At 64.4% G+C, this 21,274-nt stretch carries 24 protein-coding genes; 4 read left to right on the top strand and 20 right to left on the bottom strand.

The annotated features are described in order from the left end of the window. Positions 1 to 43: 43 nt before the first annotated feature. Positions 44 to 307, top strand: coding sequence for a DUF6199 family natural product biosynthesis protein (locus HWV23_RS01035; protein WP_178288617.1), 264 nt, complete (start codon positions 44 to 46; stop codon positions 305 to 307). Positions 308 to 352: 45 nt separating this feature from the next. On the opposite strand, the gene HWV23_RS01030 is transcribed toward HWV23_RS01035, so the two are convergent. The 12 genes from HWV23_RS01030 to HWV23_RS00975 all read right to left on the bottom strand — a co-directional run bounded on the left by HWV23_RS01030 (position 353) and on the right by HWV23_RS00975 (position 8,649). Then, entirely contained in the window at positions 353 to 1,423 is a 1,071-nt protein-coding gene (locus HWV23_RS01030) for a methionine synthase (protein ID WP_178288616.1), read from the bottom strand. After that, complete coding sequence (locus HWV23_RS01025; RefSeq protein ID WP_178288615.1) at positions 1,420 to 2,400, bottom strand: methionine synthase; 981 nt, start codon at positions 2,398 to 2,400, stop codon at positions 1,420 to 1,422. The genes HWV23_RS01030 and HWV23_RS01025 overlap by 4 nt, the downstream gene beginning before the upstream one ends. Positions 2,401 to 2,440: 40 nt before the next feature. After that, positions 2,441 to 3,019, bottom strand: a complete 579-nt coding sequence (locus tag HWV23_RS01020; protein WP_178288614.1) for a HemK2/MTQ2 family protein methyltransferase — start codon at positions 3,017 to 3,019, stop codon at positions 2,441 to 2,443. Then, positions 3,016 to 4,341 (bottom strand): mechanosensitive ion channel family protein, encoded by a 1,326-nt coding sequence (locus HWV23_RS01015; protein WP_211693294.1) that lies wholly within the window; start codon positions 4,339 to 4,341, stop codon positions 3,016 to 3,018. The genes HWV23_RS01020 and HWV23_RS01015 overlap by 4 nt, the downstream gene beginning before the upstream one ends. Positions 4,342 to 4,427: 86 nt before the next feature. Beyond that, positions 4,428 to 5,249, bottom strand: coding sequence for a 16S ribosomal RNA methyltransferase A (locus HWV23_RS01010; protein WP_178288613.1), 822 nt, complete (start codon positions 5,247 to 5,249; stop codon positions 4,428 to 4,430). Between the two features lie 67 nt (positions 5,250 to 5,316). Beyond that, positions 5,317 to 5,895, bottom strand: a complete 579-nt coding sequence (locus HWV23_RS01005) for a DUF655 domain-containing protein (protein ID WP_178288612.1) — start codon at positions 5,893 to 5,895, stop codon at positions 5,317 to 5,319. Positions 5,896 to 6,039: 144 nt separating this feature from the next. After that, positions 6,040 to 6,396 carry an RNA polymerase Rpb4 family protein gene (locus HWV23_RS01000; RefSeq protein ID WP_178288611.1) on the bottom strand — a complete coding sequence of 119 codons (357 nt, stop codon included), beginning with the start codon at positions 6,394 to 6,396 and terminating at the stop codon, positions 6,040 to 6,042. Further along, a complete protein-coding gene (locus tag HWV23_RS00995; protein ID WP_178288610.1) occupies positions 6,393 to 6,686 on the bottom strand; it encodes a 50S ribosomal protein L21e in 294 nt (97 codons plus the stop codon). The genes HWV23_RS01000 and HWV23_RS00995 overlap by 4 nt, the downstream gene beginning before the upstream one ends. A gap of 193 nt (positions 6,687 to 6,879) precedes the next feature. Beyond that, complete coding sequence (locus tag HWV23_RS00990; protein ID WP_178288609.1) at positions 6,880 to 7,146, bottom strand: elongation factor 1-beta; 267 nt, start codon at positions 7,144 to 7,146, stop codon at positions 6,880 to 6,882. Positions 7,147 to 7,148: 2 nt separating this feature from the next. After that, positions 7,149 to 7,331 (bottom strand): HVO_2753 family zinc finger protein, encoded by a 183-nt coding sequence (locus tag HWV23_RS00985; protein ID WP_178288608.1) that lies wholly within the window; start codon positions 7,329 to 7,331, stop codon positions 7,149 to 7,151. A gap of 90 nt (positions 7,332 to 7,421) precedes the next feature. Then, complete coding sequence (locus tag HWV23_RS00980) at positions 7,422 to 7,559, bottom strand: hypothetical protein (protein ID WP_178288607.1); 138 nt, start codon at positions 7,557 to 7,559, stop codon at positions 7,422 to 7,424. A 76-nt stretch (positions 7,560 to 7,635) separates the two neighbouring features. Next, positions 7,636 to 8,649: an NADP-dependent oxidoreductase gene (locus HWV23_RS00975; protein WP_178288606.1), complete on the bottom strand. Its 1,014-nt coding sequence runs from the start codon at positions 8,647 to 8,649 to the stop codon at positions 7,636 to 7,638. Between the two features lie 77 nt (positions 8,650 to 8,726). Between HWV23_RS00975 and tmcA the strand changes: the two genes are divergently transcribed. From tmcA to HWV23_RS00960, 3 genes are read left to right on the top strand one after another with little or no spacing between them, the layout of a single operon-like run. After that, positions 8,727 to 10,994 carry a tRNA(Met) cytidine acetyltransferase TmcA gene (gene tmcA, locus HWV23_RS00970; protein ID WP_178288605.1) on the top strand — a complete coding sequence of 756 codons (2,268 nt, stop codon included), beginning with the start codon at positions 8,727 to 8,729 and terminating at the stop codon, positions 10,992 to 10,994. A 31-nt stretch (positions 10,995 to 11,025) separates the two neighbouring features. Next, positions 11,026 to 11,505: a DUF456 family protein gene (locus tag HWV23_RS00965; protein ID WP_178288604.1), complete on the top strand. Its 480-nt coding sequence runs from the start codon at positions 11,026 to 11,028 to the stop codon at positions 11,503 to 11,505. Between the two features lie 37 nt (positions 11,506 to 11,542). After that, positions 11,543 to 11,695, top strand: coding sequence for a DUF8014 family protein (locus tag HWV23_RS00960; protein ID WP_178288603.1), 153 nt, complete (start codon positions 11,543 to 11,545; stop codon positions 11,693 to 11,695). A 36-nt stretch (positions 11,696 to 11,731) separates the two neighbouring features. Here HWV23_RS00960 and HWV23_RS00955 read toward each other — a convergent pair whose 3' ends face one another. From HWV23_RS00955 to HWV23_RS00920, 8 genes are all read right to left on the bottom strand, one after another. Continuing rightward, positions 11,732 to 12,469: a GNAT family N-acetyltransferase gene (locus HWV23_RS00955; protein WP_178288602.1), complete on the bottom strand. Its 738-nt coding sequence runs from the start codon at positions 12,467 to 12,469 to the stop codon at positions 11,732 to 11,734. A gap of 62 nt (positions 12,470 to 12,531) precedes the next feature. Beyond that, positions 12,532 to 12,924, bottom strand: coding sequence for a DUF8055 family protein (locus HWV23_RS00950; protein WP_178288601.1), 393 nt, complete (start codon positions 12,922 to 12,924; stop codon positions 12,532 to 12,534). Beyond that, the gene (locus HWV23_RS00945; protein ID WP_178288600.1) at positions 12,921 to 14,591 is read right to left on the bottom strand and encodes an FAD-dependent oxidoreductase; all 1,671 of its coding nucleotides are present in this window, start codon (positions 14,589 to 14,591) and stop codon (positions 12,921 to 12,923) included. The genes HWV23_RS00950 and HWV23_RS00945 overlap by 4 nt, the downstream gene beginning before the upstream one ends. Further along, the gene (locus HWV23_RS00940; RefSeq protein ID WP_178288599.1) at positions 14,591 to 16,264 is read right to left on the bottom strand and encodes an electron transfer flavoprotein subunit alpha/FixB family protein; all 1,674 of its coding nucleotides are present in this window, start codon (positions 16,262 to 16,264) and stop codon (positions 14,591 to 14,593) included. Before HWV23_RS00940 ends, HWV23_RS00945 begins: the two co-directional genes overlap by 1 nt. 1 nt (position 16,265) lies before the next feature. Then, positions 16,266 to 17,135 carry an electron transfer flavoprotein subunit beta/FixA family protein gene (locus tag HWV23_RS00935; protein ID WP_178288598.1) on the bottom strand — a complete coding sequence of 290 codons (870 nt, stop codon included), beginning with the start codon at positions 17,133 to 17,135 and terminating at the stop codon, positions 16,266 to 16,268. 141 nt (positions 17,136 to 17,276) lie between these two features. After that, positions 17,277 to 17,606 (bottom strand): 4Fe-4S dicluster domain-containing protein, encoded by a 330-nt coding sequence (locus HWV23_RS00930; protein WP_178288597.1) that lies wholly within the window; start codon positions 17,604 to 17,606, stop codon positions 17,277 to 17,279. A gap of 45 nt (positions 17,607 to 17,651) precedes the next feature. Beyond that, entirely contained in the window at positions 17,652 to 19,418 is a 1,767-nt protein-coding gene (locus HWV23_RS00925; protein ID WP_178288596.1) for a glutamate--tRNA ligase, read from the bottom strand. Between the two features lie 77 nt (positions 19,419 to 19,495). Further along, positions 19,496 to 21,097, bottom strand: coding sequence for a long-chain-fatty-acid--CoA ligase (locus HWV23_RS00920; RefSeq protein WP_178288595.1), 1,602 nt, complete (start codon positions 21,095 to 21,097; stop codon positions 19,496 to 19,498). Positions 21,098 to 21,274 lie beyond the last annotated feature (177 nt).

The following is a 21,274-nucleotide window of genomic DNA, read 5'->3' as shown; positions in this document are numbered from 1 at the left end:
TGCGACGGCCGGCTTTTTATTTCCGTGCCACGTAGCCTCGGGTATGTTCTGGAACGTACTCGCAGTCGTGTACGGCGGCTTCGTCGCTGCCTTCCCGGAGAAGGCCATCGACTTCCTCACGCGCTTCGTCCTCGTCGGCTACGAGAACCCCGAGGACCTCGAACCGAGCGACTGGTTCGTCTCCCTGACGCGCGTCGAGGGCGTCCTGCTGGCGGTGACCGGCGTCATTACGCTGCTGGTCGAACTGCTCGTCAACGATGAGGACGACGGCGAGGCGGACGCAGTGGCGGAATTAGTCGAAGAATAGGGCGGTCTTCTTTTCGTTCGAAGCCCCGAAAAGTGAGCGGCGGCCTTACTCGCCAGCGTAGCCGACGGTGATTTCGCGGGAATCGAGTTCGGCCTCGACTTCGCGGGCGGCCTGTACCATGTTCTCCATCTTCTGGTAGGCGACCTCACGGGGCAGGAGTTTGACACCGCAGTCCGGCGAGACGGTCAGACGCTCCGGGGGGACGACCTCGAAGCCCTTTTTGATGTTCTCCTTGATCTCCTCGACGGGTTCGACGTCCGTCGTGTGAACGTCGACGACGCCCAGCGCGAGGTCCTTCGTGAACTCGTGTTCCTTGAAGACGCCGAGTTGGTCGTAGTCGCCGTTGGCGAGTTCGAGGTCGTACTCGTGGACCGGCATGTCCAGAATCTCGGGGTAGATACGCGAGTAGTCGCCGTAACAGACGTGGAGGCCGAGACGGACGTTCTCCGGGATGCCGTCGGCGATGTGTTCGAGACACTCGCCGACGATGGCGTGGTCGTCCGGCGTGGTCGCGAGCGCGGGTTCGTCGATCTGGATGTAGCGGGCGCCCGCTTCGACGAGCTTCTCGATTTCCTCGTTGACGAGGTCGGCGAGTTCGTAGGCGAGTTCCTCCTCGGTTTCGTAGTGCTCGTTGAAGGACCACGATGCGAGCGTGTAGGGGCCCGTAATCGGGACCTTCACCGGGCGGTTGGTGACGCCGGTGGTGAACTCGAACTCGTCGACGAGCCACGGTTCGTCGTATTCGACCTCGTCGGCGACGGAGGGCTTGTCGAAGTAGTTGTGCCCCCAGACCTTGACCGGGCCGTTGAACTCGTAGCCGTCGATGCGGTGGGCGAAGTACTCGACCATCTCGTTGCGCCGCATCTCGCCGTCGACGACGGCGTCGAGGCCGGCACGAACGTGCTCGTTCGTGATGAGACGGGCGGCGTCGTCGAGTGCCTCGTCGAGGTCCTCCTCGTCGAAGCCGTGGTCCTCGTCCTCTTTCAGTTCCTTCGCCCGGTTGAGCCACTTGGGCTTGGGATACGAACCGACGACGGTCGTCAACAGGAAGTGGTCGGTCGGGTGGTCCTCGGGGCGGAACTGTTCGCGCGTGTCGGAAAGCAGGTTGGCAGTCATAGGGACACCTCTTCGGTGGCGTCGGCAAGCGTGTCGAGTTTCTCCTCGAACTTGTTTTCAGGAAGGTAGAACAGTTCGGTGTTGCTCGTCGCGTAGACGGTGTCGAACTCCTGGGCGGGGATGTTGTCGTCGACCCACTCGATGCGCTCGGCGATTTCCTCGGGCGTCTCGACCAACGTGTTCTGGCCGTCGACGACACCCAGCGCGATGGAGTCCTTGGTGCCGTACTCCTGAATGTTGTAGAGGTTCGTCTCGTGGTCCGAAACGAAATCGAAGCCGATGGCGTCGACGTCGGCGTCCATCAGATGGGCGTAGGGCTTCTCCGGAATGGCGCCCCAGTAGGTCTGGACGACGACTTCGGTATCGACGGCGTTCGCGACGGTGTCGATGGCCGCGCTTGCGCGCTCGTCTTCGCCCTCCTCGGGCGCGTTCTCGACGAGCGAGGGTTCCAGCAGGAAGAGCGTCTCGACGTCCTCGATGGCGTCGGCCTCGTCGGCGAGGAAGTCGGCAACTGCATCGAGGAACGCGGCGTCGTCACCGTAATGCTCGTCGGTCGCGAGGTCCGCAAGCGAGTAGGGGCCGGGCAGAACCGCCTGATTCACATCGGCCGCAGACGCAATCTCGTCGGCGATGTCGCCGTCGAACGAGAGGTCACCCGAAACGACAGGCTCTCGATAGAAGTTGTTGTTGTCGTAGTAGCGGACGATGCCGCGGGTCTCGACGTTGTCGTGGACACACAGCGGGTGGGCGAGCATGTCGTCCCACCGGAGTTGGCCCTCGACGACGCGGTCGAGGCCGGCTTCGAGTTGTCGCTCGACGACTTCCTCGCGGGCGGTTTCGTAGGCGTCGACGATGTCGCCCGACTCGTCGCCCGAGATGAGGTCGTCCTTCTGGTGGCCTTTCAGATCCGATAGCTCGTCCTTCGCCCAATCCTGTAACGGGAACAGGCCGGGCGTCGTTGCGAGTACCTCCGTCATTACGTGCGGCTACGCCATGATGGCGTTTAATATTTCCTACTTAGGAATTCCTATGAGTAATCTCCAGCGTGACGAGTCGCTCGAAGGGGAAGGATTCCTCGGCGATTTCTCGGGTCTCCATCCCCGCGTCATCGGCGAGTTTCGCGACGGCGTCGATATCCGTCAGCGAGGAAACGAGCAGGTAGACGCGACCGTCCGGTCGGAGGATACGACCCACGTCGGCGAGGAACGGCCGGATAAGACGGCGGCCGTCCTCGCCGCCCGACAGCGCGTGTTCCAGCGGGTCGTCCCACTCCTGTTCGGGCGGCGTCGGCAGATAGGGCGGATTGAAACAGACGACGTCGAAACTATTCCGCCGGAAGGGGTCGGTCAGGTTCCCCCGGACGGCTTCGAGGCCCTCCTCGCGGGCGCGGCGGCAGGCCTCGGGATTGATATCCGACCCGACGACGCGGGCGCCGGTTTCCTCGCTCACGCGGGCGGCGACGTAGCCCGACCCCGTTCCGACCTCCAGCACGCGCTCGTCGGCGTCGATTCGGTCGATGATAGCGTCAGCCAGCAGGCGGGAGTCCTCCGCCGGTTCGTACACCGTCGGCATCTCGCGGCGGTCCGAAAGCGTCACTCCTCTTCTTCCTCCTCTTCTTCGGCGTCTTCGCCGTCCTCGGCCTCCTGGTCCGGCCCCCCGTCGCCCCCGTACCGGTTCTCGACGGGTTCCTCGACGACGGTCGGGTCATCGAGGTCGGAGACGCGTTCGACGGCCTCTTCGACCCGCTCGCTGTCGGCCTTGGAGACGCGGCGGACAGCTTGCTCGACGTTTTCGTCCCCCACGTCGACCTGCGTGTCCGCCGAGATGCGGAAGCCGTCGGTCTCCTCTCGGCCCATGAGTTCGCGCTGGGGGTAGGGAATTTTGATGCCTTCCTCCTCGAAGGCGGCCTTGACCGACTGGACCACCTCGTTTTGGGCGCTCAACTTCTGCTGGATGGTCGGCCGGGTAATCCAGTAGCGAAGGCGGAGCACGACGGACGAATCGGAGAAGGAATCGAGGATGACGTCGGGTGCGGGCGTGGACGCGACGGTTTCACAGTTGTTCATCGCGTCGGCCGCCACGGTCATCGCCTTCGAGAGGTCCGTCTCGTAGTCGACGCCGACCTTCGTTATCAGCCGCAGGCGGTCGGTCTTCGAGTAGTTGATGACCTCCCTGTCGTTGACCTTGTCGTTCGGGACGAGGACGTGCTCCTCGTTGAACGTCCGAATCTGGGTGTTGTAAATCGTAATCTGGGTGACGATGCCCTCGCGGTCGCCGATGGAAATCCAGTCGCCGACCTCGAAGGGCCGGGCGAAGAGGAGGACGAACCCCGCGAGGACGTCGGCGAGGGTCTTCCGGGCGGCGAATCCGATGATGATGCCGAGCGCGCCGGCCCCGAGCAGGATGTCGGACGCCCTGAGGTCCCAGAGGAACCAGATGAACGCGAAGGCCGTCAGGAAGAGCCAGATCTGGACGAGGTGATGGACCAGTTCCCGCTGGTGGGGCGTCAGTTCGACGCGGCCCGAGCCGAACTTGATGAGGCGTTTCGTGATCCGGGTCAGCGTGTAGGTGACCGCGAGGACGACGAAGGAGACCAGCAGGAGAATCCCTCGTTTCGGCGTGAACCCGAACTCGCCGAACGTTCCGAGCAGGGTGAGGAACTCACGCCAGACGGCGGTGACGAACAGGCTGGCGGCGATGGCGGCGACGGTGCCGAGTAGCGCCAGCAGTATCTCGACGCCGTCGTCGTCGTAGCGTTCCTTCAGAGGCCCGGCAACACGGTAGAGCAGCGCGACGAACAGGACGAATCCGACGCCGGCCCCGATAGTCGCCGCGTACTGGGCCGTTCTGGTGTTGAAGATTAGCTGGATGCGATAGATGACGTCCCAGTACAGTTGGAGAAGTATGAGTCCGGACATAGTAGCGCGAAATCCGTTGGTAAGGGGTCGTTGGACCGGGGGTGACAAGTTTTCGTCGGTGAGTCGCTACGCGCGCAGGCGGGGGTTCAGGCAACGCGGTCGGCAATACGGGCCAGTCGCGCGAATTCCGAGGGCGGGACGTTGCCCGCACGTTTGCCCATCAGTTCCTCGCCGGCCTCCTCGACGACAGCATCAGGGTTCTCGATGTCCGAGATGTGGACCGTGTTCCGAACCGCGTTCCGCATCGTCTTCCGGCGCTGGGTGAACACCGCCCGCACGAGTTTCATGAAGGCCTCGTCGTTCGGCACCTCGTATTCGGGCTCGCGGGGCGTCGTCCGAACGACGGCGCTTTCGACGGCCGGTGGCGGCGAAAAGGCCTCCTTCGGCACCGGTTCGACGACTTCGACCTCGGCGTAATGTCCCGCGGTCACCGACAGGCGGCCGTATTCGTCGGTTCCGGGGTCGGCCGCCATCCGCTCGGCGAACTCCTTTTGGAACATCAGGACGGTCGGCTTTCCCTCGGGCAACAGTCGGAAAGTAATCTCCGAGGAGACGCCGTAGGGCAGGTTCGAGACGGAGGCCGTGAAATCGGGCAAATCGACCTCCAGCGCGTCGCCTTCGATGACGGTCAGTTCCCCGGCCGCAATCTCGTCGGCGAACTCCTCGCGGAGGAACGCGGCGAGGGCCGGGTCACGTTCGATGACGGTGACTTCGTCGGCGACTGCGAGCAGGCGGTCGGTGAGCGCGCCGGTCCCGCCACCGATTTCGAGGACGTAGGAGGTGTCGGCATCGTCGGGGAGATAGCCCGGCAACCGGTCGAGGACGCGGTCGTCGACGAGGAAGTGCTGGTCGCGCTCCGGGTCGCCGCGCACGCTGGCGCGGGCGAGGAGCGCATCGGGGTCGCGCATACCGCGGGCTAAACGGTGGCGCCGTATATCGTTCACCATTCGATTCCGCAAAAAGCGTCGGCCCGCGTTACTCGGCTTCGCGCCGGGCGAAAATCCGATATTTGAGGTCTTCCTTCTGGAGTTCTTCGAGAATGCGCTCGACGAGCACCTCTCGGGGGTCATGTAGGCCTGAGACGCGGTCTTCGATGTCCTCGAAGCTCTCGAAGGGCTTGCGCTTGCGCGCATCGAGGACGTTGTTCCGCAGTTTCTTGCCGATACCCGGCAGCAGGTTCAGGACGTGAAGCCGCGTGGTAATCGGCTGGGCGTCGTTGTAGAAGTCGACGAACCGCTCTTCGTCGGCGTCGATGATGGTATCGACGGCGTATTCGACCTCGGATTGGGCCGTACTCGAGAGGTCCTCGTAGTCGATATCGGTGAGGTCCTTGATTTTCTCGCTCGGCGGGTCGATCTGGATGCGGTCGCCGATGTTGACGTGGGCGTCGTCGGCGAGCGCTATCTCGACGAGCCGGAAATCCGATTCGCCGAGCGCGAACGCGACCGGTGATTTCTGATACTGCGGGCGGTCGTCCTCGGGACGTCCCCGGGGCATGAAGTCCAAAACGACCGCCGTCGTGGGTTCGGCATCGTCGGCGCCGGCGTTGCTCATACTTCGATTAGGGGAAGGCCGTATTTAAAACAGGTGTTGACTCGCACTGTCGGAGTCCTCTCGCGATGACTCGCCACTCGAAAGCGGTCGAACTCCTCGCGGGTGGCATCGTGAAACGACGATTCGAAAAGGTGTGCGGCAGTCTCAGGCGTACTTCACGACGATATCGAGGATTTCGTCGAGTTCGTCGCCCGAAAGGGAGTACCGCTCCTGTGCGAAGACCGAACGGAGTTCGTCGCGGTCCTCCGGAAGGAGGTCGGTGATCTTGTAGGCCGTCGCCGCGTCGACCTTCTCGAGTTCCAGCAGTTCCTCGGCCAGTTCGACGGATTCCTCGGCGTCGAGGACCGCAAACCGGTTGACGTGCTCGATGGCACGCGCGAGTTCGTAGGGCATCTCCCGCTCTTCGTCGAGCGCGCGCTCGGCCTCGATGTCGGCGAGGACGTCCTTGGCCTCGGAGACGGTCATGAACTCCTCGTCGACGATTTCCTTGAAGATCGTCATTCCTGCTGGCGACGGATGTGTGCGGGGCTTGCGATGAGGGTCTTCTCGACGTCGCCGTCCTTGATGAGGACCTTGAACGCGCTGCCCTGCTTACCGGCGACTTCGCCGGTCTTGCCGTTGAAACGCGGGTGGAAGCGGCCGTCCGGAACCGAGGGGTCGATGTCGAGATGGACCTTCTCGCCTTCGTCGTACTCCTCGATGAAGTGTTGCGGCGGGGACGTACCTCGCTCGCGGGGCTTGTTCTTGAGTTTGTTACGAGTTCCCTTCCGTGGACCATTCGAACTAGGCATTCTTGAAGAGACCTAATCAGGTGCGACACATAAAAGGTGCGTTCCGGCGGCGCTCCTTCCCCGTGTGCCCACCGCCGTGGGCGACGGCCGCCGTATCTCGCCTATATCGAGCTAGTGATTATCAAAGTACGGGTCAAAACGGGCCGCCGAGCCGGCGGCTGGTCGGTCGGGAAAACGCGGAGAAGTGGCCGAGTTATATTCGACCGACTTCGTCGACGTCGACGCTTTCGACGCCATCGACGTCGGCGAAAGCGTCCTCGACGGCGTCGGTGCCGCCGGCTTCGTCAGGGATGATGACCGTCGGGAACATCGCGATGAGGCCGAACGCGACGTCCTCGCGGTCGACGCGGCTGATTTTCGCGCCCTCGGGGAGGACGTTCTCGAGGCGTTCCTGGAGGTCGTCCAGGTCAACCTCGGGGCTCTGCGGCATGACCTTCATTTTGGCGGCTACTTTTCCCATGTTTACGGACCCATGAACCCACAGTCGGGGCACTCGTAGAGGTTGCTCTGTTTGCGACACTTCGAACACCGGAAGATGAGGTGCCCACAGTCCGGGCACTTGAACTTCGCGGCGCTGGTCCCGGAGATGTTAATCCCACAGGAGATGCACTTGCGTGCCCGCCGTTCGGAACTCTCGCTGCTCATACACTGTGGTCCGGCGCGCCGACATTTAACTCTTACAAATTACGCGTCAGCCCTCGCCGACGAACCGGCCAATCGTGCCGGGAACCGGAACTATCGGCGCTGGTCCGGTTTGGTCCAGCCGCGCCGGCGTTTCGAGAGACACTCCCACAGCTCCATACAGTCACATCCGTCGCTGATTTCCCGGTAATACGCCTCGTAGTCGCCGTCATCGAACGATGTATTTGCCATGATTAACGATTAACTACTCGGCCGAATAAGGGTGTTGCTTAGTAACACACCACACGAAAAGAACGAAAGGTGAAACTCAGGCGTCGCTGCGTTCGCCGACCTTCACGAGTTGCTTGCCGATTTTGGTCCCCTCGAAGAGTTCGAGGAACGCATCCGGGGCATTGTCCAGCCCCTCGACGACGTTCTCGCGGTATTCGACATCGCCCGAGGCGACCCACGTCGAGAGCCGAGTCAGAGCCTCGGCCCACCGGTCTTCGTAGTCGCGAACGAGTAGTCCCTCGACGGTCGCGCGGGACTCGATGAGTTTGCCGAGTTTTCGCGGCCCGGTCGGAATCTCCTCTTCGTTGTACAGCGAAATCTGCCCGCAGACGGCTACGCGGGCGCGGACGTTCAACAGCGGCCAGACGGCGTCGGTGACGGGCCCGCCGACGTTGTCGAAGTAGACGTCGACCCCGTCCGGACAGGCCTCACGGAGCGCGCTCGCGACGTCTTCCTCCTTGTAGTTGATGCCCTCGTCGAAGCCGACCGATTTCAGCCACTCGATTTTCTCGTCGGCGCCCGCGATGCCGACCACGTGACAGCCGTTGAGGTCGGCTATCTGGCCGACGACGCTGCCGACGGCGCCCGCGGCCGCGCTCACGACGACGGTGTCGCCGGGTTTCGGCTCCGCGACATCGGTCGTCCCGAAGTAGGCAGTCACGCCGGGCATCCCGAGCACGCCGAGTGCGGTCGATATCGGCCCGTGTTCGGGGTTGACCTGTCGGAGGTCCCGGCCCTCGGCGACGGCGTAATCGGCCCACTCCAGTTGCCCCGTCACCACGTCGCCCGCCTCGAAGTCGGGGTGGTTCGATTCCTCGACTTCGCCGACGACGCCGGCTTTCATCGTGTCGCCGACGTCCCACGGTTCCGCGTAGGATTCGGCATCGCGCATCCGCCCGCGCATATAGGGGTCGACGGACATGTAGAGCGTCCGGACCAGTACCTCGTGGGCGCCCGGGTCGGGAACGTCCGTCTCGACCATCTCGAAGTTCTCCATCGTCGGTTCGCCGGTCGGCCGACTCTCCAGTAGCCATTGGCGGTTCGTAGCCATACCTCGGCTTCAGCGGGGGGCCTCATAGGGTTCGGTCAATCGGTGGAGCCTTCCGGTATCGCCCCCTCCCACCCGACATGGACGCGGTTCGTGAGACGGCCCGCTCGCTCCGCGCGGAGGCCGAAGCGACCAACGAGCGCCGCCTCGTCGTGCTGGCAGGGGCCCGCGAAGCCGGCTATGCGGCCGCCGAGGCCGTCTGCGAAGCCGTCGACTGCAAGCCCGTCGTCCTCTCCGAGCGGGAGGGTATCGGCGTCTCGGCCCGAACCATCCGGCCGAAGCAGGCCGACCAACTGCTCGGGACGACCAACGACTGCGTGGTCGTCGATTGCCACGACGCCTGCCGCCCGAACGCCATCGGTCGGGCGGCGGGCGCGGTCGACGGTGGCGGCCTGCTCGTCTTGCTGACCCCACTTCTCGACGAGTGGCCGGACCGCCGCGACGGCTTCGACGAGACGCTCGCCGTCCCGCCGTTCGGCCTCGACGACGTGTCGGGCGTCTTCCGCCGTCGCCTCGTCGACACCCTGCGCGCACACCGGGGTATCGCTATCGTCGACGTCGGCGACGGAACAGTCCGCGACGACGGGCTGACCAACCCCTCGCCACGCTTTGCTTCGGAGGGCTTCGACATCCCCGAGGACGCCGCCTTTCCCCGCGCCGTCTACGAGCGCTGTCTGACCGCCGACCAGCGAGACGCCGTCGAAGCCTGCGAGAACCTCCGCGAAAAGGGACAGGCGGTCGTACTTGAGGCCGACCGCGGCCGTGGGAAATCAAGCGCTGCGGGCCTCGCGGCGGCCGCACTGGCCACCGAGGGCCGGGACGTGCTCGTTACCGCGCCCTCCTACCGGAACACCGCCGAACTCTTCGAGCGGGCCAGCGAGACGCTGGACGGACTCGACTGTCTCGCGGCCGACGCTCGCGAGGGGAAGGGCCATCCCGAACTCCGAGCGGAGGGCGAAGGGCGAATCCGATATCGCAAACCCGCCGACGCCGTCGAGGAATCGGCGGACGTTCTCGTCGTCGACGAGGCCGCGGCCCTCTCGGTGCGGATGCTCGAATCGCTGCTGTCGGTCGCCCCGAGCGCCTGCTTCGCGACGACGGTCCACGGCTACGAGGGCGCCGGCCGCGGCTTCGACGTGCGCTTCCGCGGTCGGCTCGACGAGAGCCACGAAGTGACGCTCCAGCGGCTTTCGGACCCGATTCGATATGCCGCACCGGACCCCATCGAGACGTGGCTCTTTCGGGCGCTCCTTTTGGATGCCTCCCCGCCCGCCGACCAACTGGTCGCGGACGCGACGCCCGATTCTGTCGCTTACGAACGGCTCGACCCCGCCGAACTGGTTGAGGACGAACCGCGCCTCCGGGAGACGTTTGGCCTGTTGGTCAACGCCCACTACCGAACGGAACCCGACGACCTCGCGCGCCTGCTCGATGCCCCGAACATCGCTCTGCGCGCGCTGACCCACGGCGGCCACGTCGTCGCCGTCGCCCTGCTCGCACGCGAGGGGGGCCTCTCCGACGAGACCCGCGAGGACATGTACGAGGGTGCTCGGGTCCGCGGGAACATGCTTCCGGACGTCCTGACGAGTCAACTCCGCGATATCGACGCGGCCGTCCCAGTCGGCCTGCGCGTGATGCGCATCGCGACCCACCATGCCGTCCGTTCACGGGGGCTCGGGTCGCACCTGCTCGGTGCTATCGAAGCCGAATTCGACGCCGACGGCGCGCGCTCGCCGCTCGGTCGGTTCGACCCGGTCGATTATCTCGGCGTCGGCTACGGCGCCACGCCCGAACTCCTCGCCTTCTGGGCCACCAACGACTACGCGACGGTCCATCTCTCGACGACGCGCAACGACACCAGCGGCGAGTACTCGGCGCTCATGTTACAGCCGCTCTCGGATGCGGGCGAGGCCCTCACCGACCGCCACACGTCGTGGTTCTGCCGGCGGGTTCCGGACGTCCTGGCCGATGCCCTCGATGACGCGGACCCCGACATGGTCAGGGAAGCACTCAGAGCCGCCGACGGGGAGGCTCCGCTGTCGCTCACCGACGACGAATGGCGGGTCGTCGCCAGCGCCGCGTATGGCCCGGGACTCTACGATATCGCCCCGAGCGGCTTCCGACAGGTGGCGCTGCGCGCGCTCGTCGACGGCGCACTCGACGCCCCCACCCCCGAGCGCCTGCTCGTCAGGCGCGTCCTCCAGACGTGGTCGTGGGGCGAAACGACCGACGATCTCGGATACGTCTCCGAACGGGAGTGTATGCGCGCGCTCGGCGACGCCGTCCAGCCGCTCGTCGACCGATACGGAAACGATATCGCCGATGCGGAGGCGGACCGATACCGATGAGGGCCCCCTATCGGAGGCGCCGGTCGTAGCGATGCTTCCAGTCGACCCACTCGCCGTCGCCCTCGTCCTGCTCGTCGCGGGTATCGTCGCCAGTTTCGTTCCGCTGGTTCCGGGCGGTGGGCTGTCGATGGCGGGCGTCAGCTACTACTGGTACGCTACCGGCGACCCCGGGATACTCGCCCTTCTGGCCCTGCTCGGCCTCGGCGCGCTCGCGCTGGTCTTCGACTGGCTGGGCGGCGCACTCGCGGCCAACGCCGGCGGCGCCTCGCTCCGAACGACCGCCATCGCGGCCGTCGTGACACTTCCGCTGTTGGTCGTTCTCGGGCCACTCGGCTTGCTGGTCGGCGTCGCGGGGACGGTCTTCGCCCTCGAATACCATCGCCACGGTGACGTCGAACTGGGCCTTCGGGCGGCGGCCTACGCGACCGTCGGCGTGCTGGCCTCGACGGCCATGCAGGTGCTGGTGACGGCGGCGGTTCTCGCGGGGTTTCTGCTCGTCGTCTTTTTATAACCCAAACGGCTGTTAGGTGGCCCCGCGTAGGGACAGCATGGAGTGTACGGAGGAAGGATGTGAGCGGGAGGCGGCGGTCCGCCTCCACGTCCCGTGGGCGGAAAACCGCGTCGTCTGTGCGGCCCACGCGCGGTCGCTGGCCCAGCAGGACGGCGTCGTGGCCGACCCGCTGGACGGCGACCTGCTGTAGGCGGCGCTGCAAGCGGAAAACGCGGCTGCGATGGCGTCAGGCGAGCATCTTCGCCATCATCACTTCGTCGACGTACTCGTCGCCGATTTTGTAGTGCTTCTTCCGGGTGGCCTCGGTCTCCCAGCCGCGGGATTCGAGGAATTCGATGGCGTCCTCGTTGGTCGAGGGGACGCTGTTGTAGAGTTTCTCGAAGTTGTTATCCAGCGCCCAGTCGACGCCGTGGTCGAGCAGTTTCGACCCGATGCCGTGGCCCCGATACTCGTCGATGACGCCGACGGTCAACTCCGCGGTGTGTTCGAGCTTCTCGACTTCGGGGGCGTTGATGTGGACCCACCCGACCACGTCGCCGTGGACCGTCGCGACGAAGAAGACGCGTTTCTGCAGTTCGTTGTGCCGAAGCAGGACGTTCTCGCTTTCGACGATGTCGGCGACGGTTTCGCCCTCGATATAGGTCTTATCCGAGATGGCCTCCCGAATCGCGCCGACCAATCCGGTCAGGTCGTCCTCGCGGGCCTGTCGAATCGTTACCTCCAGTCCCTCGTCGACGTAGGTCTCCTCGCTTTCGTCCTCGAAGGCGACCCGGAGTTCCTCGTCGTCCGTCCGGGTGATAATCCCGTCCCGACGGAGTACCGCCACGTGGTGGCCGAAGGCCTCCGGACTCATATCCAGCGACCGACGAGCCTCCTCGTAGTCGACGGTCCCGTACCGCTCGATGTACTCGTAGATGTCCTTGCGGTCCCGGTGACTGAATTCGAGTTCGTCGGAGAACTGCATGGTACGAGGTAACAAGGAACAGTATATAAAGATTGCCGCGACCGAACTAGTTAAATATTATATCAATCGTCCGGGTGGCGCCACGATTCCCGCTGGTCCCGTTCGGGAATCCGCGTCAACAGGAGCGCCGCTTCCCGAATGCTGTGGGTCTCGACGACGAGTTCGGCGACCTCCCGAACGGTAAAGGCCGCATCGAGGTCCGACCCGTAGCAGGCCGCATAGAGTTCGAACCAGTCGTTGAGTGCCCGCTCCAGCAGGACGAACTCGGCGTCGTCGAACCGTACCCGCTCGCCGGTTCGGGCCTCGATGTAGAGCGCCACGACGTCGCCGACGCCCTCCGTGAGATACCTCATCGCGGCCTCCTCGTCGGGCGGGTCCGGGGGCGGTTCGAAAGTTTCCCGGTCGCGACGGGCGCGTTCGGCCAGCGTTTCGATGCGGTCGGAAACGCCGCTCATCCGTCCTTGAACTCGACGCCTTTGCCACCGCGCGGATGGTCCCAGTCGGTATCGGCCACGATGGCGCAGGTACCGCATTCGACACACGGTTGGGTGTCGAGGCTGACGACGGTCTCCTCGCTGCCGTTGCGCTGGACCTCCTCCTCGCGGTAACAGCCGCCGCCGAAGTCCTTCGCGCTGACCGGACAGGCCGTCACGGCGACGCCGCTGGCCTCGTAACTCTCGTCGAGCAGTTCGATGTGGGGGTTGCCCACGTCGGTGTTGTAGGTCAACCCGCCGATTCGGTCCGCGAGGTCCGGCGGTTCGACGTCGTTGGTCTCCGCGACGTGGTCGCCCAGCGTCTCGGCGATGACCGTTGGCAGGGTGACGTAGGGCGTCCGCGTGTCCGGAATCGCCTCGGCCATGAACGGCGAACTGTAGAGCCGTTCGAGCAGGCCGGCCTTGTCGAAGGCCTTGAGGCCGAGTTTGCCGACCGGCGAGTCGATGACGGCATCGGTAAGTCCCGTCACCGCGTCGTGTTCGCCGAACGCGCTGGCGGCTTTATACTGCGGCGGCCGCAGTTTCTTCATCGTGCCCGAGTCCTTCAGTTTCTTCTCGTAGTAGTCACCCGCCGCGTGGGGTTCGTTGCGGCCTCGGGCCTCGACGAACGCCTCTGCGGCGAGTGCGCCCGCCGTCACCGCGTGGTTCATACCCTTGATTATCGGCCCCTGTGCCTGCATCTGGCCGGCGGCGTCGCCGACCAGACAGAGTCGGTCCCTGTGGGGCGAGGTGTGGGCCACTTTCTTGGAGTCCGGCACCAGTTTCGCGGCGTACTCGCGTTCGTCGTAGCCCTCGCCGAACCACTGGCCCAGTAGCGGATGGGTCAACAGTGCATCGAGCAGTTGGTGGGGTTCCGCGCGCTCGGCGGCGAGGCTGTCGAGGTGGAATACGGTCCCGATGGACAGCGAGTCGTCGTTCGTATAAAGGAAGCCACCCCCGCGGACGCCCTCGAAGAGGTCGCCCGAAAAGAGGTGGGCCGCCCCGTCGTCGGGGCCGATTTCGAACCGGTCTTCGATTTCCTCTGCCGGCATATCGACGACGGCTTTGACGCCCTGGAACCACTCTTCGGGTTCCTCCCAGTCCATCAGGCCGGCATCGCGGGCCAATTCGGAGTTGACGCCGTCGGCGGCGATGATGATGTCGGCCGTTATCGGGTCGACTTCGTCGCAGGTGACGCCGACGATTTCGCCGCCCTCACGCAGCAGACCGTTGACTCGCACTTCGGTCAGGAGGCCGCCGCCGGTCTCTCGGGTGCGTTCGTGGACCCGTTCGGCCAGCCACGAATCCATGTGGCGGCGCAATACGGCGTCGGACCACTCCGTGTCGTGCTCGTGCAGCGGCGTGATGTCGAAGGATTTGACCTTCGACCCCGCGATGTTGTGGAGGTGGTACTCCGTCACCGGGCGGTCGGTGGCCTCCTCCCGAAAGTCCGGAAAGAGGTCGTCGATAGTGTAGGGTGCGGACTCCTCGCCGTAGATGAGTCCGCCGGAGACGTTCTTCGAGCCGGCCTCGACACCGCGTTCGAGGACCAGCGTTTCGACACCTGCGTCGGCCAGTCGGGCCGCCGCCGCTGCGCCACCGGGGCCACAGCCGACGACGACCGCTTCGTAATGTTCACGTTCCACCATCAGTCGTCACCTCCGTCGGGGGCCGGTCCCCCATCTGCAAGCGCTTCGACGTTCAGTTCGCCGTCCTCCAGCGCCTCGGTCAGCCGCGGCAGCACCTCGAAGAGGTCGCCGGCGATGAAGTAATCCGAGAAATCACGGATATCGGCCTCCGTGTTCGTGTTGATCGCGACGATGGTGTCGGATTCGTCCATGCCGACCTTGTGCTGGATGGCTCCCGAGATGCCGGCGGCGATGTATAGGTTTGGTTCGACGACCTGTCCGGTCTCGCCGATCTGTCGTTCCTCCTTGGAGTACTGTTCGACGTGGCCGTCGAAGTCATACGAGGAGGTGACGATACCGCGGGTGATGCCGAGTTCGGCGTCCTCGAAGGCATCAACCAGGTCAAGGCCGAGTTCCATGCCCTTTGTCGGGTCGTCGCCGATGCCGCGACCGAGCGCGACGATGACGTTGTGACCAGTCAGGTCGACGCCCGGGTCGAGCGTGTCGTGTTCCGTGATTTCGACGCGGAGCCAGTCGTCGTCGAGGTCGATGTCGTGTTCGATGACCTCGCCTTCGCGTTCGGGTTCGGGGTCCGGCACCTCGAAACTGCCCGGAATCACGGAGGCGCCCTGCGGATGGAACTCCCGGTTGGGGTTGTCAAGACAGAGGATGGTCGAGTACTCGAAGCCCGAGAAGTCCGGCCGCTTCATGTGTAGGACGCGTTCGAACTCCTCCTTTTCACCCTCACGGCGGACTTTCGCCGGGTTCGAGATGACCTCGTTTTCGATGTAGAGGCCCGAACAGTCCGATGCGAGCCCCGAATCGAGTTCGGCCTGCACCTGCGCCGAGAGGTCCCGGCCGTTGTGGGTCGCCGGAAAGAGGAGATATCGCGGTTCGTCGTAGTCGCGCCACGTCTCCTTCTGGCGGTCCTCGCGGCCGAACGGGTGGCCGGCGCCGCGGGCCATATCGCAGAACACCTCGGTGTAGGACTTGTGTCGGAACCGGTCGAGTTCGTGGTGTTCGTAGTAGACCACGACGTCGGCGCCGTAACTGATACACTCGTCGGCGAGGCGTTCGACGTCGTCGCCGATGAGTACCGCGACGACGCGCTCCTCATCTCCATACTGCTCGGCGTAGCCGTCCATCATTTCGCGGGCCTTCCCGAGCATCTCCCGGGAGACGTCGAGGAGTTCGCCCTGCTGGGTCTCACAGTAGACCCACATGTCGCGGTAGTCGCCGTCCTCCAGCGCCCGGACGTGCTCTTTGTCCGCCGTCGGGTGGTCGAGGTCCGGATGCTTCTCCTCGGGCGGCAGCAGAGCCTCGAGTTCTTCGTCGTCTTCCTCGCTGCCCTGTACCGAGTCGATGCGGTTCTGAATCTGGTTTTTGACGCCCTTGCGGTCCTGTCCGGCTTTTTCTTCCTCAAGCAGGGCTTCGAGTCGTTCGACATCGTCGATGTCCCGGACCGTGTTGGCGATATCGGCCGGTGACATATCGTCGAGGTCGATTTCGCCGTCGTCCTCCCCGTCTTCGGCCTCGAACTTCTCGATGCGACTCTCGATGAGTTTCTTGGCGCCGGCTCTGTCCTCGCCGTCGCGTTCGGCCGCCAGAATCTCCCGCAGTTCGTCGAGGTCCTCGACGTCCTGAATCTCCGGGCCGAGTTCCTGAATCGTGTAGTCGGATGGGTCAAGCGCCATCTTAATCGGCCTCCGTCGGGGATTCGCCCTGCGTAAACGGTTCCATCACGTCCAGTATCTCACCCATCTCCTCGGCGTCGTGCGGCTCGACCATCGTCGCTTCCCGCTCGGAGGGAGCCTTCGGAATCGGATCGACGCCGGAGACGATGGTCGGCGACCCGTCGAGGCCGATGTAGTCGGGGTCGAGATTCAGTTCCTGCTGGTTCCACTCGGTGAGGTAGTCCTCGTAGTTTGCGGCGCGTTCCTGTGTCTCCTCGCGGAGGTCCTTCAGCGTCAATCGCTCGCCCGCGGTCCGATAGGAGGGTTCGAATTCGGGGTCGGCGACGACGAAGGCCGGGAGGTCGACCTCGACGGTTTCGACCTCCTCGATGTCGCCCTCGACGAGCCGTTTCGCGCGAAGTTCTCCCTCGTCGGGGTCGATATCCAGGGCGATGACGTGGGTGATGATGGGCATATCCAGCGCCCAGCAGGTCTGGGGGCCAGTGTGGCCCGTCTCCCCGTCGGCGGTTTTGAACCCGGCGAAAATCAGGTCCGGCATGCCCATCTTCTCGATGCCGGTCGCCAGCGTGATGGAGGTGGCCCACGTGTCGGCGGCGGCCATCTCCCGGTCCGAGAGGATATACAGGTCGTCCGCGTAGACGGATTCCATCGCTTCCCGGAGTACGTCCTTGTAGCCGGGCGGTCCCATACTCATCACGCTTACCGTCCCGCCGTGACGGATTTTTGTCTGTAGCGCTGCCTGTAAGGCGAACTCGTCGTTCGGGTTCATCACCGTCGGCGTCTTGCCGCGTTCGAGGTGGCCGTCCTCGTCGAAGGAGACCTGCCCCTCGCGGAAGTCCGGAACGCCTTTCGTCAGCACAAGTGTGTCCATTGGTACCTAGACCCTCACGGCAAGAACTACCGCTTGGACCTAATAGTTTTTCCAGCCGCTTCCGTCGATTATTTGACGAATAGCACCGCTAGCGGCGGTTCTACGAGGGGGTATCTGAAAGCGAAAACCGGGGGAGGGGAGTTAGATACGGCCGGCGCGACCGGGGTCGACGTCGATGGCATCGACGGGACAGACGTCGACACAGAGCATACAGTCGATGCACTGGTCCTCGTTGGTCGGGTTGGCCTTGATTTCGCTTTCGGGGTGGTCGGGCGAATCGACCCACTCGAAGACGTCTACTGGGCAGTCTTCGAGACAGGCCCCGTCGGCGATGCAGATGTCGAAATCAACCGCGACGTGCGTCCCACGGATGCCGAGCTGTTCCGGTGGCTCGGTGGGGCCCCACACGTCGACGCCGTGTTCCTGGCCCTCCTTTTGGCGGTTCTCCTCGAAGTTCGGGTCTATGGCCATTGCTACCTATCAACAGTCACGGCCACTACTTAAGCGTTCCCGGACTCACGGGTGCGCGAAGTAGGTGACCGTCTCCTCGTCGTCGTGGCGGTCTCGCGGCTCGTCGCCGCTCGACCCTTCCGTGGCGCTTTGCGCCACGCGGTCTACTCGAACGAACCCGACGCGCTCGAACTGGAGCATCTCGTCCGATTCGTAGTCGGCGAGGCCGGGTTCGGCGTGGCCCGACACGTCGCCCTCCATCGTCCGCATGCGGACGGGAACGTTGTCGTCGGCCGGTGCCCAATGCACCACGTCGACGCCCTCCTCGCGGACGATATCGAGGTCGTCGTCGGTGAACTCGAAGGCATCGCGCGTGTGGCGGACGGGGCCGAGACCCTTCAGCCAGATGCGCTTGCCGTTCGGTGGTACGTCTCCGGGTTCGACCAGCACGGCACCGCCGACGGGGATGTCGCGGGTGCCGCGTTCCTCGTGGTCCGGATGCAGCGGCGGATTGGCCTCCTCGGGGCCGCCCAGGAGGGGCTTTTCGACGCCGTCCCGGACGAGGAACCGACGGTCGGCCTCGTCGTCGATGCGTTCGCGGTTGTTCGCGTAAATCGAGGACATCGCAAGGTCGACGTTCGATGTCGAGGTGCCGAGTTCGACCATCGCGTCGACGATGGCCTCACCGCGAATGCCGCGGCGGCGGAGGCTGGCGACCGTCGGCGCACGTGGGTCGTCCCAGCCGTCGAGTTCGCCCTGCTCGATTTTCTCCTTGATGGTCGAGGTCGACATCGAGACGTCGTAGGCGTCGATCTGGACGTGGCCCCAGTGGAGCACCTCGGGGTACTCCCAGTCGAAGTAGTCGTAGACGAACCCCTGGCGCTTCGCGGAGTCCTGCAGGTCGATACCGCGGATGATATGCGTAATCCCGAACTCGTGGTCGTCGATACCGGACTGGAAGTCGAGCATCGGCCAGCAGCGGTACTCGGCGGCCTCATCGCGCGGGTGGGGCGTATCGACCATCCGGAAGGCGACCCAGTCGCGCAGTGCCGGGTTCTTGTGTTCGATATCCGTCCTGACCCGGAGGACGATGTCACCGGACGAATACTCGCCGTCGACCATGGCCTCGAACTCCTCTAAGGTCGTCTCGGCGTCCTTGTCGCGGTGCGGGCACGGTTCGGCGTTGTTCTTCAGGTTGGAGAACTCCTCGCCGCTACAGGTGCAGGTGTAGGCGCCGCCCTTCTCGATGAGTTCGCGCGCGTAGTCGTAGTAGAGTTCGACGCGGTCGGAGGCCTTGACGACCTCGTCGGGGTCGAAGCCGAGGTAGTCGATAGCCTCCAGAATCTCGTCGTAGGCGTCGAGGTCCGGCCGTTTCGTCTCGGGGTCGGTGTCGTCGAACCGACAGAGCATCCAGCCGTCGTACATCTGCTTGTAGGTCCCGATGACGGCGGGCATTCGGGCACTGCCGAGGTGCCACGGGCCGTTCGGGTTCGGCGCCAACCGCATCCGGACGTCGTCGTACTCCTCGACGTTCGGGAGGTCGGGCAGCGGCTGGTCGTCCTCCTCGTCTTCGGCCTCCAGTTCCTCGACTTGTTCGGGGGCCAGTTCCTCGAGACGCTCGCGTTTCTCCTCGGCCGAGAGGCCGTTGACGCGATTGATGGCGGGCGAGATGATACCGGGAATCTCGTCGCCGTGCTCGCGGAACTCGGGGTTTTCGCCCATCAGCGGTCCCATAATCGCGCCGACCTGTGCGTCGCTGTCGTGTTTGAGCGCGTTGAACAGCGCGGCCACCTCGGCCTCGCGTTCGATGCGCTCGCGGAGGTCGTCGTCCATTACCGGCATCTACCGCGGGGAGGGTCAAAACCTACCGGGATTCCGGCCGGCGACGGTGCGCCCGCGAGGGGCCTCGATTACTCCTGGCCGACCCGCCGTTCCTCGTCGTCCCAGTACCGCTCGCGGAGTTCGTACTTCTGGACCTTCCCGGTCGCCGTCTCCGGGAAGTCATCGACGAAATCGACGCTGGTCGGTGCCTTGTAGTTCGCCAGTCGCCCCTTGACGAACTCGATGACCCCGTCTTCCGTCAGGTCGGCGCCGGGCCGCTCGACGACGACGGCTTTGGGCGTTTCACCCCATTTCTCGCTGGGGACCGGGATGACGGCGGCCTTCATGATGTCCTCGTGGTCGTAGAGGGCGTCCTCGACCTCTATCGAGGAAATGTTCTCGCCGCCGGAGATGATGATGTCCTTGCGGCGGTCCTGAATCGCGACCATGCCGTCCTCGTCGATGGTCGCGAGGTCGCCGGTATGGAAGTAGCCCGAGACGCGGTCGTTGAACGCTTTCTCGGTGGCCTCCGGCTTGTTGAGATAGCGGTCCATCACCTGATTGCCCTTGACGACGATTTCGCCGAGAGTCGTCCCGTCACGGGGGACGTCGGTACCGTCCTCGTCGACGACACGTACGTCGGTACAGAGCGTCTCCGAGCCCTGTTTGACCTTCAGGTCCCGACCCCGCTCGGCCAACCGTCGCGGCGAGTTGCTGGTCGTGATGATGGGCGCCGTCTCGGTGAGGCCGTAAATGTGGATAATACGCCAGTCGAACTCGTCTTCGATGGTTTCTATCGTCGCGGTTGCGGGGGCGCTTCCGGCGGTCGCGATACGCACGTCGCGGCTTCCAGTCGTTACGGCGTCGCCGTCGTTGTCCTCGTAGAACTGGATGAGGTTGTTCAGGACCGTCGGCGCTCCACAGAGGAAGCTGACGTCGTAGTCGCGAATGCGCTCGAGGGTGTCCGCGGCGTCGAAGGTCCGCTGGCAGACGTGGGTCGCGCCGGTGCCGGTGATGGCATAGGTGTGGCCCCAGCCGTTGCAGTGGAACATCGGCAGCGTCCACAGGTAGGTGTCGTCGTCGCGAATCTCCATGTGCTGGTTGAGCACTAGCGCGTGCCAGTGTTCGGTCCGGTGCGTTCGGACGACGCCCTTCGGGTCACCGGTCGTCCCCGAGGTGTAGTTGATACTTGCGTCGTCGTCCTCGGCGATGTCCGGACGGTCGGGTTCGGCGGTCGGTTGACCGGAGAGTTGGTCCTCGTAGTCGTCCCACTCGCCGTCGATGCGGTCGGCCTCGTAGCCGATGAAGTGTTCGGCGGGCACGTCCTCGCGGATGGGTTCGATGTTCTCCGCGAAGTCGTAATCCGCGATGACCACGTCGGCCGCACAGTCGTTGAGGATGTAGTCCAGTTCGCCGGCGGTCAGCCGGTAGTTCATCGGGACGAACACGGCCCCCAGCTTGTTCGTCGCGTAGAGCGTCTCGATGAAGTAGTGGGTGTTCGGCGCCAGAAGCGCCACGCGGTCGCCCTTGTCGACCCCTCGCTCCTCGAGGGCATGGGCCAACTGGTTAACACGGTCGTTGACCTCCGCGTAGGTGTATTCGGTCCCATCGTGGGCGACGACCCCCGTCACGTCGTCGTAGATGTCGACGGCCCTATCCAGGAAATCCGTGGTACGCATCTCTCGCTTCATGCTGTGACAGCCAATATTTACCACTACCCTCAAAGCTCTTACCACGAATCCCACGACCCCGGAGTGTCGGCGTATAGCGAATAGGTGGAACGCTCCATCAACTCGGCTATCCGTATTCCACACGACCGCCTCGGCGGATAGCCACCCGATATCAGGTCATGGGCCCTCTGGCCGCGC

This window comes from Natronomonas halophila, from assembly GCF_013391085.1.
Lineage (GTDB): Archaea > Halobacteriota > Halobacteria > Halobacteriales > Haloarculaceae > Natronomonas > Natronomonas halophila.
This window is presented reverse-complemented; position numbering and strand designations above follow the sequence as displayed.

What these genes read in the sequence shown, in the direction of transcription:
- HWV23_RS01035 (WP_178288617.1), top strand. Translation starts at nt 44, where the DNA reads ATGTTCTGGAACGTACTCGCAGTCGTGTACGGCGGCTTCGTCGCTGCC.
- HWV23_RS01030 (WP_178288616.1), bottom strand. Translation starts at nt 1,423, where the DNA reads ATGACTGCCAACCTGCTTTCCGACACGCGCGAACAGTTCCGCCCCGAG.
- HWV23_RS01025 (WP_178288615.1), bottom strand. Translation starts at nt 2,400, where the DNA reads ATGACGGAGGTACTCGCAACGACGCCCGGCCTGTTCCCGTTACAGGAT.
- HWV23_RS01015 (WP_211693294.1), bottom strand. Translation starts at nt 4,341, where the DNA reads ATGTCCGGACTCATACTTCTCCAACTGTACTGGGACGTCATCTATCGC.
- HWV23_RS01010 (WP_178288613.1), bottom strand. Translation starts at nt 5,249, where the DNA reads ATGCGCGACCCCGATGCGCTCCTCGCCCGCGCCAGCGTGCGCGGCGAC.
- HWV23_RS01005 (WP_178288612.1), bottom strand. Translation starts at nt 5,895, where the DNA reads ATGAGCAACGCCGGCGCCGACGATGCCGAACCCACGACGGCGGTCGTT.
- HWV23_RS01000 (WP_178288611.1), bottom strand. Translation starts at nt 6,396, where the DNA reads ATGACGATCTTCAAGGAAATCGTCGACGAGGAGTTCATGACCGTCTCC.
- HWV23_RS00995 (WP_178288610.1), bottom strand. Translation starts at nt 6,686, where the DNA reads ATGCCTAGTTCGAATGGTCCACGGAAGGGAACTCGTAACAAACTCAAG.
- HWV23_RS00990 (WP_178288609.1), bottom strand. Translation starts at nt 7,146, where the DNA reads ATGGGAAAAGTAGCCGCCAAAATGAAGGTCATGCCGCAGAGCCCCGAG.
- HWV23_RS00985 (WP_178288608.1), bottom strand. Translation starts at nt 7,331, where the DNA reads ATGAGCAGCGAGAGTTCCGAACGGCGGGCACGCAAGTGCATCTCCTGT.
- HWV23_RS00980 (WP_178288607.1), bottom strand. Translation starts at nt 7,559, where the DNA reads ATGGCAAATACATCGTTCGATGACGGCGACTACGAGGCGTATTACCGG.
- HWV23_RS00975 (WP_178288606.1), bottom strand. Translation starts at nt 8,649, where the DNA reads ATGGCTACGAACCGCCAATGGCTACTGGAGAGTCGGCCGACCGGCGAA.
- tmcA (WP_178288605.1), top strand. Translation starts at nt 8,727, where the DNA reads ATGGACGCGGTTCGTGAGACGGCCCGCTCGCTCCGCGCGGAGGCCGAA.
- HWV23_RS00965 (WP_178288604.1), top strand. Translation starts at nt 11,026, where the DNA reads ATGCTTCCAGTCGACCCACTCGCCGTCGCCCTCGTCCTGCTCGTCGCG.
- HWV23_RS00960 (WP_178288603.1), top strand. Translation starts at nt 11,543, where the DNA reads ATGGAGTGTACGGAGGAAGGATGTGAGCGGGAGGCGGCGGTCCGCCTC.
- HWV23_RS00955 (WP_178288602.1), bottom strand. Translation starts at nt 12,469, where the DNA reads ATGCAGTTCTCCGACGAACTCGAATTCAGTCACCGGGACCGCAAGGAC.
- HWV23_RS00950 (WP_178288601.1), bottom strand. Translation starts at nt 12,924, where the DNA reads ATGAGCGGCGTTTCCGACCGCATCGAAACGCTGGCCGAACGCGCCCGT.
- HWV23_RS00945 (WP_178288600.1), bottom strand. Translation starts at nt 14,591, where the DNA reads ATGGTGGAACGTGAACATTACGAAGCGGTCGTCGTCGGCTGTGGCCCC.
- HWV23_RS00940 (WP_178288599.1), bottom strand. Translation starts at nt 16,264, where the DNA reads ATGGCGCTTGACCCATCCGACTACACGATTCAGGAACTCGGCCCGGAG.
- HWV23_RS00935 (WP_178288598.1), bottom strand. Translation starts at nt 17,135, where the DNA reads ATGGACACACTTGTGCTGACGAAAGGCGTTCCGGACTTCCGCGAGGGG.
- HWV23_RS00930 (WP_178288597.1), bottom strand. Translation starts at nt 17,606, where the DNA reads ATGGCCATAGACCCGAACTTCGAGGAGAACCGCCAAAAGGAGGGCCAG.
- HWV23_RS00925 (WP_178288596.1), bottom strand. Translation starts at nt 19,418, where the DNA reads ATGGACGACGACCTCCGCGAGCGCATCGAACGCGAGGCCGAGGTGGCC.
- HWV23_RS00920 (WP_178288595.1), bottom strand. Translation starts at nt 21,097, where the DNA reads ATGAAGCGAGAGATGCGTACCACGGATTTCCTGGATAGGGCCGTCGAC.